Consider the following 14,798-nt stretch of genomic DNA (forward strand, 5'->3'; position numbering starts at 1 on the left):
GGTCGTGGCGGCCCGCGCTCACGATTCCCGCCGCAGTTCCGCGGAGCGTGCGTGCGCGGTCAGCCCCTCGCCATGGGCCAGCTCCGCAGCGGTGCGCCCCAGCCGCGCCGCGCCTTCGGGCGAGCACTGGATGATGCTGGAGCGTTTCTGGAAGTCGTAGACCCCCAGCGGGGACGAGAAACGGGCGGTGCGCGAGGTCGGCAGCACGTGGTTGGGCCCGGCGCAGTAGTCGCCCAGGGCCTCGGAGGTGTGCCGGCCCATGAACACCGCGCCGGCGTGCCGCAGGCCGGCGTCCAGCGCCGCCTGCGGGTCGGCCAGCGACAGCTCGAGGTGTTCGGGGGCGACCCGGTTGGCCACCGCAACCGCATCATCCAGGTCGCGCGCGGCGATCAGCGCGCCGCGGTCCTGCAGGCTCGTGCGAATGATCTCGGCCCGCGGCATGTCCGCCAGCAGGCGGTCCATCGCCTCGTTCACCCGATCGAGGAAGGCATGGTCCCAGGACACCAGGATCGCCTGCGCCTGCTCGTCGTGCTCGGCCTGCGAGAACAGGTCGGCCGCGATCCACTCGGGGTCCGTCTCGCCATCGCAGACCACCAGGATCTCCGACGGACCGGCGATCATGTCGATCCCCACGGTGCCGAAGACCTCCCGCTTCGCCGCGGCGACGAAGATGTTGCCGGGGCCGACGATCTTGTCCACCGCGGGGATGGTGGCGGTTCCGAACGCGAGCGCCCCGACGGCCTGGGCACCGCCCACGGTGAACACCCGGTCCACCCCGGCGACCGCAGCAGCTGCCAGGACCAGATCATTCAGCTCCCCGTCCGGCGCCGGCACAACCATGACCAGCTGCTCGACCCCCGCGACCCGCGCCGGCACCGCATTCATCAGCACCGAGGACGGGTAGGCGGCCTTGCCGCCCGGCACATACAGCCCCACCGAGTCCAGCGGCGTCACCCGCTGCCCCAGCACCGTGCCGTCGGCGTCGGTGAACTGCCAGTCCTGCATCGACTGGTGTCGGGCGTATTCGCCGATGCGTTCGGCGGCCGTCTCCAGCGCCTCGCGCTGCGCAGCGGGTATCGCCTCCAGCGCCGCCTGCAGGCGTTGCTGCGGCACTTCCAGCCCGGCGACCGAGTCGCGCTCCAGGCGGTCGAAGCGCTCGGTGTAACGCAGCACCGCGGCGTCCCCCTCGGCCTTCACCGCGTCGAGGATCTCGCGCACCGCGTCGCGCACCCCGGCCTCCTCGCCCGACTCCCAGGCGAGCAGGCGCTCCAGCTCGGTTACGAATCCGGTCTCCCGCGTATCGAGTCGCTTGATCGAAGGCATGGCGTGTCCTCGTGCCCGGGCGTCAGGCCGGGGTGTTGTGCTTGCGGCGCGCGCGCACGGCTTCCGCCAGCCCGCGCAGGGTGGCCTCGGAGTCATCCCAGCCCATGCAGGCGTCGGTAATGCTCTGGCCATAGTTCAGCGGCTGCCCCGGGAGGATATCCTGGCGCCCGCCGAGGAGATGGCTTTCCAGCATCACCCCGATGATCCGCCGATCCCCCCCGGCGATCTGCTCGCCCAGCACCCGCGCGACCTCCGTCTGCTGCGCCGGGTCCTTGCGCGAGTTGGCATGGCTGCAGTCCACCATCACCTGTTCGGGCAGCTCGGCCATCTGCAGCTCCCGGCACGCCTGGTCGATGCTCTCGGCATCGTAGTTGGGCTGTTTGCCACCGCGCAGGATGATGTGACAGTCGTCGTTGCCGGTGGTGGAGAAGATCGCCGAGCGCCCGGCCTTGGTCACCGACAGGAAGTGGTGCGGCCGCGACGCCGACCGGATCGCGTCGATCGCCACACGCAGACTGCCGTCGGTGGAGTTCTTGAAGCCCACCGGGCACGACAGCCCGGAGGCCAGCTCGCGATGCACCTGGCTCTCGGTGGTGCGGGCGCCGATCGCGCCCCAGGCGACCAGGTCGGCAATGTACTGCGGGCTGATCAGGTCGAGGTACTCGGTGGCCGCCGGCATGCCCTTGACCGCGAGATCCCGCAGCAGGCCGCGCGCGACCCGCAGGCCCTTGTTGATGTGGAAGCTACCATCCAGATCCGGATCGTTGATCAGGCCCTTCCACCCCACCGTAGTGCGCGGTTTCTCGAAATACACCCGCATCACGATGTTCAGCGCATCGGAGAGCTCGTCACGCAGAGGCTTGAGGCGGTCGGCATAGTCCAGCGCGGCATCCACGTCGTGGATCGAGCAGGGGCCCACGATCACCTGCAGGCGGTCGTCCTCGCCATGCAGGATCCGATGGCAGGCCTGGCGGGCCTCGTACACCGTGTCGGATGCCGCATCGGTGATCGGCAGTTCGTCGCGCACGGTGTCCGGAGCGGACACCTCCTGGATGTCACGGATCCTGAGGTCGTCGGTATCGGCGGTCATGGCAGTCTCGGTTACGTCGTCGCGGGCGTCACGGCCTCGCGCAGGTTCTCAATGAGATTTTGAATCAGTCCATGTCTCATCTTCATGGCTGCCTGATTCACGATCAACCGGGAACTGATGGGGGTAATCTCCTCCAGCGGCTCCAGGCCGTTGGCGCGCAGCGTATTGCCGGTATCCACCAGATCCACGATGTAGTCGGCCAGCCCTACCAGCGGCGCGAGTTCCATCGAGCCATACAGCTTGACGATCTCCACCTGGCGCCCCTGGCTGGCGAAATAGTTGCGCGTGATATTCACGAACTTGGTCGCGATGCGCAGGCGCGTGCCCGGGTCCGGCTGCTGCCCCGGGTGGCCCGCCAGCATCATGCGGCAGCGGGCGATGCCCAGGTCGAGCGGCTCGTACAGCCCGGCGGCCCCGTGCTCCATCAGCACGTCCTTGCCGGCCACTCCCACCGCGGCGGCACCGTGCTGCACGTAGGTCGGCACGTCGGTGGTCCGCACCACCACGATCTTCACGTCCTCGCGGGTGGTGTCGAGGATCAGCTTGCGCGTCCTGTCCGGATCCTCCAGCGGCTCGATCCCCGCCTGTGCCAGCAGCGGCAGGGTGTCCTCGAGGATGCGGCCCTTGGACAGGGCAATGGTCAGGGTGTTGGCGTCCATCATGTCAGGCAGGCTCCCGGCGAATCGTTGCGCCGATCTGGCTCAGTTTTTCCTCGATGCATTCATAACCGCGATCGATATGGTAGATACGTTCCACGGCGGTCTCGCCCTCAGCGACCAGACCGGCGAGGATAAGGCTGGCCGAGGCGCGCAGGTCGGTGGCCATCACCGGCGCACCCACCAGCTGTTCCACACCCTCGACGATCGCGGTGTTCCCCTCGATGGTGATCCGGGCGCCCATGCGCTGCAGTTCCAGCGCATGCATGAAGCGGTTCTCGAACACCGTCTCCACCACCGAACCGGTTCCCTCGGCGACCGTGTTCATCGCCATCATCTGCGCCTGCATGTCGGTCGGAAACGCGGGAAACGGCGCGGTCCGCAGATTCACCGCCCGCGGGCGACGCCCCCGCATGTCCAGATCGATCCAGTCCGGACCGGTCTCCACCCGGGCGCCCGCTTCGTCCAGCTTGGCCAGCACCGCATCGAGCAGCTCCGGCCGGGTGTTGCGGGTGCACACATGCCCCCGGGTCATCGCGGCTCCGACCAGGAAAGTCCCGGTCTCGATGCGATCGGGCATCACGTCGTAATCGCAGCCATGCAGGCGCTCCACGCCCTCGACCCGGATGGTGTCGGTCCCGGCGCCGCGGATCCTGGCCCCCATCGCGGTCAGGCAGTCGGCCAGGTCCACCACCTCCGGCTCGCGGGCGGCGTTTTCGATCAGGGTCTCGCCCTCGGCCAGGGTCGCCGCCATCAGCAGGTTCTCGGTGCCGGTGACGGTGACCTGGTCGAACACCACCCGCGCGCCCTGCAGCCGCCCGGCCCGCGCATGGATGTAGCCACCATCGACGTCGATCTCGGCGCCCAGCGCCTCCAGCCCGCGCAGATGCAGATTCACCGGCCGCGAACCGATCGCGCAGCCCCCGGGCAGGGACACCTCGGCCTCGCCGAAGCGCGCCAGCAGCGGCCCCAGCACCAGGATGGACGCGCGCATGGTCTTGACCAGATCGTAGGGCGCAACGCACTGGGTCAGGGTGGCGGGATCCACCTCGATGCGCATGCGCTCGTTCACCGTGAGGCTCACGCCCATGCGCCCCAGCAGTTCCATGGTGGTGGTCACGTCCTGCAGGTGCGGTACGTTGCCGATCACCATGGGGCTGTCGGCCAGCAGCGTCGCCGACAGGATGGGGAGTACCGCGTTCTTGGCGCCGGAGACCCAGACCTGACCGTCCAGGGGCTCGCCGCCGGTGATGATGAGCTTGTCCATGTATTGCCCGGTTCGCACGCCGGGCCAGGAGCGGACCGGCAAAACCCGCAATGATAACGAAACTGCGTCGCCGGCGCGCGGCGCCCCGCCCCGGGCCGGTCAGTGGCAGCCGGGCGGATCCGCCGCCTTCGCCGCGGATTCACTGATCACGCCCCGCAGGTCGTACAGTTCCAGCAGGGGCGCCAGCCGTGCGGGCACCGGCTCGAACACCAGGAAATGCCCCCGGTGCCGGGCCTGGCGCCACAGGGTCACCAGAAACGCCAGACCGGCACTGTCAATGCGCCCGGTGTCGTCCAGCGCCACCCGGGCATGTTCGGGCAGGCCCTGCCACAGCGGCCGCACCTGGCGTTCCAGCCCCGGCACGGTCACAAAGGTCAGATGACCGCGCAGCACCAGGCCCGCGTCATCGGCGGTAATCCGGGCGTCGCTCACCGGTCCTCCGCAGCGCCGGTCTCCTCGGCCACGTCGTCCACCGCCTCCTCGATCAGCTCCTCGTCGCCATCCTCCAGGCGCACGATCAGCTCCTCGAGCCCGTCACGGGAGATCTCGTCACCGAAGCGGCTGCGGAAATTGCCCACGAACGACAGCCCCTCGGCCTCCACGTCGAACACCTTCCATTCGCCATTGACCGGACGCAGGCGGTAATTGACCTGCAGGTTGGACTGCCCGGACCCCATCACGATCTCGCTGGCCACCACCGCCATGCGGTCGTCCTCGCGCGAGCGCCGTTCGATGATGCGCACTTCCTTGTCCAGGTGATCCGCCAGCTGCACCCCGTAGACCTGCAGCAGGGTCGTGGTGAAGGCCTCGGTGAAGCGGCTGCGCTGCTCGTCGGACGCATCGCGCCAGTGGCGCGCCAGTACCAGCCGTGCCATGCCGTCCACGTCGACATGCGGCAGCACCCGCTCGCGCAGCACCTCGATCACGAACTCGGGCTCTTCCTGCGCGCGCTCCTCGTTCTCGCGCAGGACCTCGTACACCTCGTTCACCGAGCGCTCCATCATCTGCACCGGGCTTTCGGCCTGAGCGGCCGGGGCCAGCGTCGCCAGCAGCAGGGCCGCCGCGGCCAGCCATGCCGGCGCGGTACGCGGGGAACGAACGAAATTCGGCAACAAACGCATGGCACACTCCCTCGGGGTTGGGTGGCCGGGATGACTCAGTCATCCCCCATGTTGGTCATGAACCGACCGATCAGGTTCTCGAGGACCACGGCCGACTGGGTGAACAGGATCCGGTCACCGTCCTGCAGGGTATCGTAGTCGCCACCCGGCTCCAGCGCGACGTACTGCTCGCCCAGCAGGCCCGCAGTATGAATGCTCGCCTGGGTATCCGCCGGCAGGTAGTCGTGTTCCGAACGAATCGCCAGGGTTACCTTCGCCTCGAAGGCCTCGGGGTCGTAGCGGATGTCGGCCACGCGGCCGACCCGCACCCCGGAGATGTTGACCGGCGCGCGCACCTTCAGCCCGCCCACGTTGGAGAAGTAGGCGGTTACCTCGTAGGTGTCGCCGTCGCGGTATTCGGTGATGTTGCTGACCTGCACCGCCAGATAGAACAGCGCCGCCACGCCCAGGAGCACGAACACCCCGACGGCCAGCTCGACGAAACGCATCTTCATGATTGCTTCTCCACTTCTCAGTCCCCGCCGAACATCAGGCCGGTCAGGATGAAATCGAGCCCCAGCACGGCCAGCGAGGAGACCACGACCGTCTGCGTGGTCGCGCGCGAGATGCCCTCCGAGGTCGGCGAGGCGTCCACGCCCTGGAACACCGCGATCCAGGTGACCACGAAGCCGAACACGATGCTCTTGATGACCCCGGAGAGGACATCCTCGTTCCAGTCGGTGACCGCCTGCATCTGCGAGAAGTAGGCCCCGCTGTCGACGCCCAGCAGCCCGACCCCGACGATGTAACCGCCCATCACGCCTACCGCGCTGAACATCGCGGCGAGCAGCGGCATGGAAAGGAAGCCGGCAACGAAGCGCGGCGCGAACACCCTGCGGTAGGGATTCACCGCCATCATCTCCATCGCCGAGAGCTGCTCGGTGGTCTTCATCAGGCCCAGTTCCGCGGTCAGCGCGGAGCCGGCGCGTCCGGCGAACAGCAGCGCGGTCACCACCGGCCCCAGCTCGCGCACCAGTGACAGCGCGACCACCCCGCCCAGGGCCTCGGCAGCGCCGAAGTCCACCAGGGTGATATAGCCCTGATAGCCCAGCACCATGCCCACGAACAGCCCCGAGACGACCACGATCAGCAGCGAGCGCACGCCCACCGAATAGACCTGCCACACGGTCAGGCCGAAGCGCCGCACCACCGCATCCAGCGCGGCGAAGGTCCGCAGCAGGAACATCGAGGCCCGCCCCAGCACCGCCAGGGCATTCAGGCTGAAGCGCCCGACCGACGCGATCGCGTCAATCATGGTTGCGCCCTCCCGCGTCCAGCAGGTCGTCCTGATACGAGTCCCCGGGATAATGGAACGGCACCGGCCCGTCCGGCCGACCTTCCAGGAACTGGGCGGACCAGTCGGATGCCCGCGCCTGCAGCGCATCCGGCGGGCCGGCGTCCACCGCGCGTCCCTCGGCGATCAGCACCACGTGATCGGAGATACTCATGGCCTCGTTCACGTCGTGCGACACCAGCACGCTGGTGAGCCCGAGGCTGTGGTTGGTGCGCCGGATCAGGGTCACGATCTGGCCCATGGTGATGGGGTCGAGACCGGTGAACGGCTCGTCGTACATGATCAGTTCCGGATCCAGCGCCAGCGCCCGCGCCAGCGCCACGCGCCGGGCCATGCCGCCGGACAGCTCGGCCGGGTCCATGTCGCGGGCCGCGCGCAGGCCGACCGCCTCCAGCTTCATCAGCACCAGGGTACGCAGGATATCCTCGGGCAGATCGGTGTGCTCGCGCAGCGGGAAGGCCACATTCTCGAACACCGACAGGTCGGTCAGCAGGGCCCCGGTCTGGAACAGCAGCCCCATGCGCTTGCGCACCGCGTACAGGCGGCGTGTCGACAGCCGCCCGATCTCCTCGCCGTCGACCAGGATGCGTCCCGCATCCGGGCGCAGCTGGCCACCGATCAGCCGCAGCAGCGTAGTCTTGCCACTGCCGCTGGGGCCCATCACGGTGGTCACGCGCCCGCGCGGCACCTCCAGCGAAAGCCCGTCAAACACGGGCTTCCGGCCACGGCGGAAATGCAGGTCCTCCACCACGATGTGCGGCGTTTCGGCGGATGCGGACTGGCTCACATTCGAGTCTCCCGGGATGCGGGCGCGACGACCCTCGCGGCGCGGCGCAGGCATGGACGCCGGAGTCTGGCCCCGGCCGCACGGTGCGTCAAACCAGCGTGAATCACGTCAACAGTTTCGCGATGGTGCGCACATCGTCGAGCACGCCCGGCGAGGCCTCGAGGAACACCGGCACCGTCCCGGCGGGGCTGCATCCGGCCAGTGCCTCCACCAGCACGCGCCAGCCGGCGGGATCCGGCTCGCCCGCAGGACGCAGACGCCAGAGCCCCGGCCCCTCGCCGGCATGGAGCTGCGGGTACCAGATCGCCTCGTCCACCCCGGGCAACCCCACGGATTCGCCCGGACCTGTCGCCTGCAGGCGTTCCAGGCCCGCGCCCCGCAGCCCGGCAACCGCCGCCTCGACGGCCGCCCCCGGCTCGAACGCGACCCCCTCGAGACGCTCGCCGAGGGTCGCGGCGAGGCGGGCCAGAGCGGCGGTCCCCGCCTCCGCGGGCACGTCCGCGGGCCAGCTGACGGTCACGCGCAGGTTGAGCGGCACGGCGTCGTCCCAGTCCCCGAACGGAGCGGAGAGCGCCCCGTCGGCCCCCAGCACCCCGGGCACGAACACCCGCGAACGAAAATGGCCGAGATAGGCCAGCTGCCAGTCCAGCGGCAGACTGGCCGGGAAATACCCGTCCCAGGCCGGCGTACCCGGCCGGGCGACCGCGGCCGGCTGAAGCTGCACGCGCCTCCCTTCGGTTGCCGCGTCCGATGGATCTCCTGCCGTCATGTATCTCCCCCGTTGCGACTTGCCAGCACCCCGGTGGCGCGGCACAGTTTCCCGATGCACTTCGACCTCTTCCACGAGATCTCGGTCCCCGAATTCCTCGGTATCGACGAACACCGCGCGATCGAGGACACCCTGGCACTGTGGGATCTCGCCGACACCCTCGGATTCAACACCGCGTGGCTGGTGGAACACCACCTGATGCCGGAGTTCTCGCATTCCACCGCGCCGGATCTCGTGCTCGCCGCGGCCAGCCAGCGCACCCGGAACCTGCGCCTGGGCCTGGGGGTCGTGCCTCTGCCCTATCACCACCCGCTGCGGGTCGCGCAGCGCGTCGGCATGCTCGACCAGCTCTCCGGGGGACGCCTGGAGCTGGGCATCGGCCGCGGCTTCTCGCCGCCGGAATATGCCACATTCGGCGCCGAGATGAGCGAAGGCCGCGCCCGTGTGGATGCCGGACTGGACGCCCTGCGCCAGGCCTTCGCCACCGGCCGCATCACCCAGCACGGGCCCTTCCACCACCTCGACGACGTCCCGGTGATGCCGGCAACGCTGCAGGACCCGCACCCGCCGCTGTGGACCGCCGCGGTCAGTCCCGAGTCGTTCACCTGGGCGGCGGAACAGGGCATCGGTGCGCTGGCCGGCCCGTTCAAGCCGTGGCAGATGATCCGCGAGGACATCCGCCTGTATCGCGAGGGCTGGGCCCATGCCGCCGGCGACACCCCGCACCCGCCCCGGGTCGGCATGACCCTCGGCGTGCTGTGCCTGCCGGACGGCAAGCGTGCCCGACGCGAGGCCAAGCCCGCGTTCGAATGGTTCTACCGCAACATGTTCCGGCAGACCCTGCCGGTGCTGGAACGTCTGATCGAGGGCTACGACTACTACCGCTCGCTGGGCCGCTTCCGCCACCTGGTCAAGGCCGGGATCAATCTGAAGATCCTCGACATGCTGGGCATGACGCTGGTCGGCACCCCCGAGGAATGCCGCGAGCGCATCGAGGCCCTGCGCGAGTCGGGCGTGGACCACCTGCTGCTGGCCTTCGGCGCCGGGGCCGTGCCGCGCGAACTGGCGGAGGAGTCCATGCGCTGCTTCGCCGCAGAGGTCATGCCGGAATTCCTCGATGGCCCCGCCCCGACCGGATAACCGCATGCGCGTGGCCGTCACCGGTGCGGCGGGTCGCATCGGCCGGGTCCTGCTGCCCGAACTGCTGCACACCCCGGAGGTCGAGCGAATCATTGCCCTGGATCGCGAACCGGCCGACTTCCCCGGTGCCGCGACCCTGCCGGCGGACCGCTACGACCTGCGCCAGAAGGATCTGGCGCAACTGACGCCCGAAGACCTCGCCGGGACCGATACCCTGGTGCACCTGGCCTTCCAGCTGATGGGCGGGCACGGCGGACGCCGGCGCCACGACCGCGACTGGGTGCGCCGGCAGAACGTGGACCTGTCGCGCTCGGTCTTCGCGGCCGCCGCGCATGCCGGTGTCCGCCATGTGGTGTTCCTCTCCAGCGCCGCGGTCTACGGCCCGTGGCCGGACTCGCCCGTCCCCCTGGGCGAGGACCAGCCGCCGCGCCCGCGCTTCCCCTATGCCGAGGACAAGGTCGCCACCGAACAGGCCCTGGAGGCTCTGGACCGCGAGCATCCGGAGCTGGTGACCACCGTGCTGCGGCCGCCCGCGGTGGTCGGGCCACATGCCCACCCGTTGCTGCAACGGATCGCCCGCAGCCGCCTTCACCCCGCCGGGATCGACGCACCGGTGCAGATCCTGTGGGAGGAGGACGCCGCGCGAGCGATCGCCGCCGCAGTCGCCCGCCGTGCCCCGGGCTGCTTCAACCTGGGCACCGAACCGGTGTGGTCGCTGCGCGCCATGGCCCGTCACGGTCGGCGCCTGACCCTGCCGGTGCCCGCCGGCCTCATCCGCAGACTGCACCCGCTGGCCTGGCGCCTGAGCGCGCGCGCCGGCGATCCGGGCTGGGTGCGCGGACTCGACGGCCCGCTGCTCCTGGACTGCACCCGCGCACGCCGGGAACTCGACTGGCAACCCCGGGTCACGACCCCGGAGTGCCTCGAGCGCCTGCGGGCCGGCCATCGATAGGGGGCGACCGGACCGCGCATGCTGCTGCCGCTGCTCGCCGTCGTCGGTGGTCTCGTACTGCTCGCCGCCAGCGCCGATCGCTTCGTGTTCGGCGCCGCCGGCCTGGCGCGCGGGCTCGGGGTCTCGCCGGTGCTGATCGGCCTCACCGTAGTCGCCTTCGGCACGTCGGCCCCGGAGATCATCGTCTCGCTGCTGGCCAGCCTGCAGGGAGCGCCGGGGCTGGCGGTGGGCAACGCAATCGGCTCGAACATCGCCAACCTGGGACTGGTGCTCGGACTGGCCGCCCTGATCGCCCCGGTCATCGCCGGTCACGGGCTGGTACGACGCGAACTGCCACTGTTGCTGCTGGCCACACTGGGCGTGCTGTTGCTGCTGCTGGACGGCCGCCTGGCGCGGGCGGAAGGGGTGATCATGCTGGCCGGTCTGATCGCGATCGTGGTCTGGATGATCCGCGCGGCCCGCCACCCCGGTGCGCCCCCGGAGTCCGACCCCGGGCTGACCCCGCGCCCGCCGGCGGCCACGCCCGGCGGTCTCCCGGCGGCCCTGTGGTGGCTCGCCGGCGGTCTGGTGGCGTTACTGGCGAGCAGCCAGGCGCTGGTCTGGGGGGCAGTCGAGATCGCCACCGCCCTGGGCGCCGGCGAACTGCTGATCGGCCTGACCCTGGTCGCGATCGGCACCAGTCTGCCGGAGCTGGCCACCACCGTGGCCAGCGCACTGCGGCGCGAAACCGGCATGGCCCTCGGCAACGTCGTCGGCTCCAACCTGTTCAACCTGCTGGCGGTGCTGGCGGTGCCCGCCGTGATCGCGCCGCTGGCCGTGGAACCCGCAGTGCTCACCCGTGACTATCCGGTGATGCTGGCCCTGACCGTGGCGGTGCTGCTGGCCGCCCGCTTCGGTGCCGGCCGCATCACCCGCTGGCACGGGGCCCTTCTCCTGCTGGCTTTCAGCGGCTACCTTGTGACTCTCGCAATCACGGCACCGGCATGGATCTGAACCCCGAAACCACCCGCAAGCTCGCCCTCGCGGTCCTCGAGAACGAAGCCGATGCGGTGCGCGGCCTCGCCTCGCGCATCGACGACGCCTTCCTCGCGGCCTGCCGCCACATCCTCGACTGCCGCGGGCGCGTGGTGGTCACCGGCATGGGCAAGTCCGGCCACATCGGCAGCAAGCTGGCGGCCACCCTCGCCTCCACCGGCACGCCGGCGTTCTTCGTGCACCCGGGCGAGGCCAGCCACGGCGATCTCGGCATGATCACCCGCGACGACGTGGTGATCGCGCTGTCGAACTCCGGCGAGACCGACGAGCTCCTGACCATCCTGCCGCTGATCCGGCGCCTCGACGTCCCGCTGATCGCGATGACCGGCAATCCCGGTTCGCGCCTTGGCACCGATGCCAGCGTCCATCTGGACGTCAGCGTGGAACGCGAGGCCTGCCCGCTGGGACTGGCCCCCACCTCCAGCACCACCGCGGCGCTGGCGATGAGCGATGCCCTGGCGGTGGCGGTGCTGGATGCGCGCGGCTTCACCGCCGACGATTTCGCCCGTTCGCATCCCGGCGGCCGCCTCGGGCGGCGTTTGCTGATCCACGTCGGCGACATCATGCATACCGGCGAGGCGATCCCGCGCATCGCGCCCGAGGCGCCGCTGAAGGACGCGCTGTTCGAGATCACCCGCAAGGGGCTGGGACTGGTGATCGTCAGCGACACGGACGACCACATCCTCGGGGTCTTCACCGACGGCGACCTGCGGCGCACCCTGGACAGGGGCGAGAGCCTGGAGACGCTGACCATTGGCGAGGTGATGACCCGGGGCGGGCACACCGCGCGCGCCGACTGGCTGGCCGCGGAGGCCCTGGAGATGATGGAAAGCCGCCGCATCAACGCCCTCCCGGTCGCCGATGCGGACGGCCGACTGCAGGGGGTGATCAACATGCACGACCTGCTGCGCGCGGGGGTGGCCTGATGCATGACGACATCGATCTCGCCGGCCTGCAGCGCGGCACCCGACTGCTGATCCTGGACGTCGACGGCGTGCTGACCGACGGCGCGCTGTTCCTCGGCGACGCGGGCGAACAATACAAGGCGTTCCACAGCCGTGACGGCCACGGCCTGCGCATGGCCATGGACGAAGGCCTGGAGGTCGCGATCCTGACCGGGCGGCAGTCGGCGGTCGTCGAACATCGCCTGCAGGATCTCGGCATCCGCCACTGCATCCAGGGCCGGCGGGACAAGGGGGAGGCACTGACGCAACTGCTGCAGCAGACCGGGCACCGCGCCGACGAGGCCGCGTTCGTCGGCGACGACGTGGTCGATCTGCCGGCGATGCGCCGGGTTGGCCTGGGCATCGCGGTCGGCGACGCCCATCCGTTCGTGCGCCAGCACGCGCAATGGGTCACCACGGCCGGTGGCGGGCGCGGCGCGGTCCGCGAAGTCTGCGAGGACCTGCTGGCTGCACGTGGCCGCCTCGAGGCCGTGCTCGAAAGCTACCTGCACGCATGACCCCGGATCCCCGCCGCGCCCCGCTCGCCGCCCGGCTGCTGGCCGCCGGATGCCTGCTCGCCGGGCCGGCAGCGGCCGAGCCGCCCGCCGAACCCGCGGCCGACGCGGAACCCACGCTGCAGATCGAGGGGTTTACCGCGCATGTCACCGGCGAGGACGGGCGGCCCACCCACCGCCTGCAGGGGTCGCGGCTGCGCGAATACGACCGGGATGCGGTCCAGTTCATCGATGACCCGGAGCTGGATCTGCTGGACCAGCGGGGCCTGAACTGGACCTGGCGCGCCCCGCGCGCGGCACATCAGCCCGATCGCGAACTCCTGCATACCTTCGGCCACACCCGCGGCGTGCGCCCCGAACGCGACGAGCGCGTGCGCACGGTGATCGAGTCACGTGACGTGCGCGTGGCGCTGGACACCCGGCTGACGACTTCGTCGGCCCCGAGCACCCTGGAACAGCCGGGACTGTTCCAGCGGGGCACCGGCCTGCGCGCCGACCCGCAAGCGGATACCATTGGGCTGCTCGCCGAGGTCTACACGCTGTACAGCGACCTGCCGCAGGAGGACCGCCCGGAATGAACCCGGCCACAACCGAACATCGCCGCGCGGGCATCCGCCGACCGGCCCTGCTGCTTGCCGTGACGGGGGTACTCGCACTGTCCCTGGCGGCCCTGCCGGCGACCGGCCGCGAGGATGCCCTGCCGGTGGAGATCACCGCGGACCACGCCGAGATGGACGAACGCGCGGGCACCGGCACCTACACCGGCGACGTGATCGTGGTGCGCGGCGATGCCACGCTGGAAGCGGACCGCGTGATCGTGCACATGCGCGAGCGCCGCCCCTACGAGATCGAGGCCCACGGCGAGCCCGCACGCCTGGAGTCGCCCGATCCCGAGACCGGCGAGACGCGCATCGCCGAGGGGCTGCGCATCGACTATTTCCTCGACGAGGAACGCGTGATCCTGACCGAACAGGCACGCGTCATCACCGCCGCCGAGGATGCCCGCGGGCAGCGCATCACCTACGATCTCGAACGCGACGTGATCCGCGCCGAACGCGGCGACACCGATGACGAGCGCGTGCACATCCGCCTGCAGCCACGCGAGGACGATCCATGACCCCCGCGGCCGACGGCCATCTGGTCGCCCGCGAGCTGAGCAAGCGCTATGGCCAGCGTACCGTGCTGGACGCGATGGATGTGGACCTGGTGCCCGGCGAAGTGGTCGGCCTGCTGGGACCCAACGGAGCCGGCAAGACCACCTGCTTCTACAGCCTGGTCGGACTGATCCGGCCCAATACCGGGCGCATCACCCTGGGCGGGCGCGACATCACCCGGGCGCCCATCCACGAACGCGCCCGCGCCGGGCTGGGCTATCTGCCCCAGGAGGCCTCGATCTTTCGCCGCCTGTCGGTCGAGGACAACCTGCAGGCAGTGCTGGAACTGCGCCCGGAACTCGACCGCCACGAGCGCCGCCGCATCGGCGACGCCCTGATCGAGGAATTCCAGCTGGAGACCGTGCGCCACAGCCCCGGGATCGCGCTGTCCGGAGGCGAGCGGCGGCGCGCCGAGATCGCCCGCGCGCTGGCCGGCGATCCGCAGTTCATCTGTCTGGACGAACCGTTTGCCGGGGTCGATCCGATCTCGGTCGGCGAGATCCAGGCAGTCATCCGCCACCTGGCCGAACGCGGCATCGGCGTACTAATCTCGGATCACAACGTACGCGAGACCCTGGGTATCTGCCATCGCGCGTACATCCTCAGCGAGGGGCGCCTGCTGAGCGCGGGCACGCCGGACGAACTGCTGGCCGACGCCCGCGTGCGCGAGGTCTACCTCGGCGAAAACTTCCGCCTGTGACACCGACCGCCG

The 14,798-nt window shown here is 70.1% G+C and carries 18 protein-coding genes; 8 read left to right on the plus strand and 10 right to left on the minus strand.

Translation table 11 applies throughout. The features are described from left to right. Positions 1-18 precede the first annotated feature (18 nt). The 10 genes from hisD to F620_RS0109910 form a co-directional block, all read right to left on the minus strand. Positions 19-1,323 carry a histidinol dehydrogenase gene (hisD, locus tag F620_RS0109865; protein WP_019570428.1) on the minus strand — a complete coding sequence of 435 codons (1,305 nt, stop codon included), beginning with the start codon at positions 1,321-1,323 and terminating at the stop codon, positions 19-21. A 22-nt stretch (positions 1,324-1,345) separates the two neighbouring features. After that, positions 1,346-2,413 carry a 3-deoxy-7-phosphoheptulonate synthase gene (locus tag F620_RS0109870; RefSeq protein ID WP_019570429.1) on the minus strand — a complete coding sequence of 356 codons (1,068 nt, stop codon included), beginning with the start codon at positions 2,411-2,413 and terminating at the stop codon, positions 1,346-1,348. Positions 2,414-2,424: 11 nt separating this feature from the next. Further along, positions 2,425-3,075, minus strand: a complete 651-nt coding sequence (gene hisG, locus F620_RS0109875) for an ATP phosphoribosyltransferase (protein ID WP_018869850.1) — start codon at positions 3,073-3,075, stop codon at positions 2,425-2,427. A gap of 1 nt (position 3,076) precedes the next feature. Further along, positions 3,077-4,336, minus strand: coding sequence for a UDP-N-acetylglucosamine 1-carboxyvinyltransferase (murA, locus tag F620_RS0109880; protein ID WP_019021448.1), 1,260 nt, complete (start codon positions 4,334-4,336; stop codon positions 3,077-3,079). A gap of 99 nt (positions 4,337-4,435) precedes the next feature. Next, complete coding sequence (locus tag F620_RS0109885; protein WP_018869848.1) at positions 4,436-4,768, minus strand: lipid asymmetry maintenance protein MlaB; 333 nt, start codon at positions 4,766-4,768, stop codon at positions 4,436-4,438. Continuing rightward, the gene (locus F620_RS0109890) at positions 4,765-5,457 is read right to left on the minus strand and encodes a phospholipid-binding protein MlaC (protein ID WP_019021449.1); all 693 of its coding nucleotides are present in this window, start codon (positions 5,455-5,457) and stop codon (positions 4,765-4,767) included. Before F620_RS0109890 ends, F620_RS0109885 begins: the two co-directional genes overlap by 4 nt. 35 nt (positions 5,458-5,492) lie before the next feature. Next, the gene (gene mlaD, locus F620_RS0109895; RefSeq protein ID WP_018869846.1) at positions 5,493-5,951 is read right to left on the minus strand and encodes an outer membrane lipid asymmetry maintenance protein MlaD; all 459 of its coding nucleotides are present in this window, start codon (positions 5,949-5,951) and stop codon (positions 5,493-5,495) included. 17 nt (positions 5,952-5,968) lie between these two features. Continuing rightward, on the minus strand, positions 5,969-6,751 hold the full coding sequence (mlaE, locus tag F620_RS0109900) for a lipid asymmetry maintenance ABC transporter permease subunit MlaE (RefSeq protein ID WP_018869845.1): 783 nt from the start codon (positions 6,749-6,751) through the stop codon (positions 5,969-5,971). Further along, positions 6,744-7,577, minus strand: coding sequence for an ABC transporter ATP-binding protein (locus F620_RS0109905; RefSeq protein ID WP_019570430.1), 834 nt, complete (start codon positions 7,575-7,577; stop codon positions 6,744-6,746). The genes mlaE and F620_RS0109905 overlap by 8 nt, the downstream gene beginning before the upstream one ends. Positions 7,578-7,680: 103 nt before the next feature. Continuing rightward, positions 7,681-8,301: a hypothetical protein gene (locus F620_RS0109910; protein ID WP_019021451.1), complete on the minus strand. Its 621-nt coding sequence runs from the start codon at positions 8,299-8,301 to the stop codon at positions 7,681-7,683. Between the two features lie 99 nt (positions 8,302-8,400). On the opposite strand from F620_RS0109910, the gene F620_RS0109915 reads away from it, so the two are divergent. The 8 genes from F620_RS0109915 to lptB are packed head-to-tail and all read left to right on the plus strand — an operon-like array spanning position 8,401 to position 14,786. Further along, entirely contained in the window at positions 8,401-9,486 is a 1,086-nt protein-coding gene (locus F620_RS0109915; protein ID WP_019570431.1) for an LLM class flavin-dependent oxidoreductase, read from the plus strand. Between the two features lie 4 nt (positions 9,487-9,490). Then, a complete protein-coding gene (locus tag F620_RS0109920; protein ID WP_019570432.1) occupies positions 9,491-10,438 on the plus strand; it encodes an NAD-dependent epimerase/dehydratase family protein in 948 nt (315 codons plus the stop codon). A gap of 18 nt (positions 10,439-10,456) precedes the next feature. After that, positions 10,457-11,431 (plus strand): calcium/sodium antiporter, encoded by a 975-nt coding sequence (locus F620_RS0109925; RefSeq protein ID WP_019570433.1) that lies wholly within the window; start codon positions 10,457-10,459, stop codon positions 11,429-11,431. Further along, positions 11,422-12,399: a KpsF/GutQ family sugar-phosphate isomerase gene (locus tag F620_RS0109930; RefSeq protein ID WP_019570434.1), complete on the plus strand. Its 978-nt coding sequence runs from the start codon at positions 11,422-11,424 to the stop codon at positions 12,397-12,399. Before F620_RS0109925 ends, F620_RS0109930 begins: the two co-directional genes overlap by 10 nt. Next, the gene (locus F620_RS0109935) at positions 12,399-12,935 is read left to right on the plus strand and encodes an HAD family hydrolase (RefSeq protein WP_019570435.1); all 537 of its coding nucleotides are present in this window, start codon (positions 12,399-12,401) and stop codon (positions 12,933-12,935) included. The genes F620_RS0109930 and F620_RS0109935 overlap by 1 nt, the downstream gene beginning before the upstream one ends. Continuing rightward, positions 12,932-13,510, plus strand: coding sequence for an LPS export ABC transporter periplasmic protein LptC (lptC, locus tag F620_RS0109940; RefSeq protein ID WP_019570436.1), 579 nt, complete (start codon positions 12,932-12,934; stop codon positions 13,508-13,510). Before F620_RS0109935 ends, lptC begins: the two co-directional genes overlap by 4 nt. After that, positions 13,507-14,049, plus strand: a complete 543-nt coding sequence (lptA, locus tag F620_RS0109945; RefSeq protein WP_019570437.1) for a lipopolysaccharide transport periplasmic protein LptA — start codon at positions 13,507-13,509, stop codon at positions 14,047-14,049. The genes lptC and lptA overlap by 4 nt, the downstream gene beginning before the upstream one ends. Beyond that, positions 14,046-14,786 (plus strand): LPS export ABC transporter ATP-binding protein, encoded by a 741-nt coding sequence (gene lptB, locus F620_RS0109950; RefSeq protein WP_019570438.1) that lies wholly within the window; start codon positions 14,046-14,048, stop codon positions 14,784-14,786. Before lptA ends, lptB begins: the two co-directional genes overlap by 4 nt. Positions 14,787-14,798: the final 12 nt, after the last annotated feature.

The sequence above is a fragment of the Thioalkalivibrio sp. ALE11 genome (genome assembly GCF_000381205.1).
Lineage (GTDB): Bacteria > Pseudomonadota > Gammaproteobacteria > Ectothiorhodospirales > Ectothiorhodospiraceae > Thioalkalivibrio.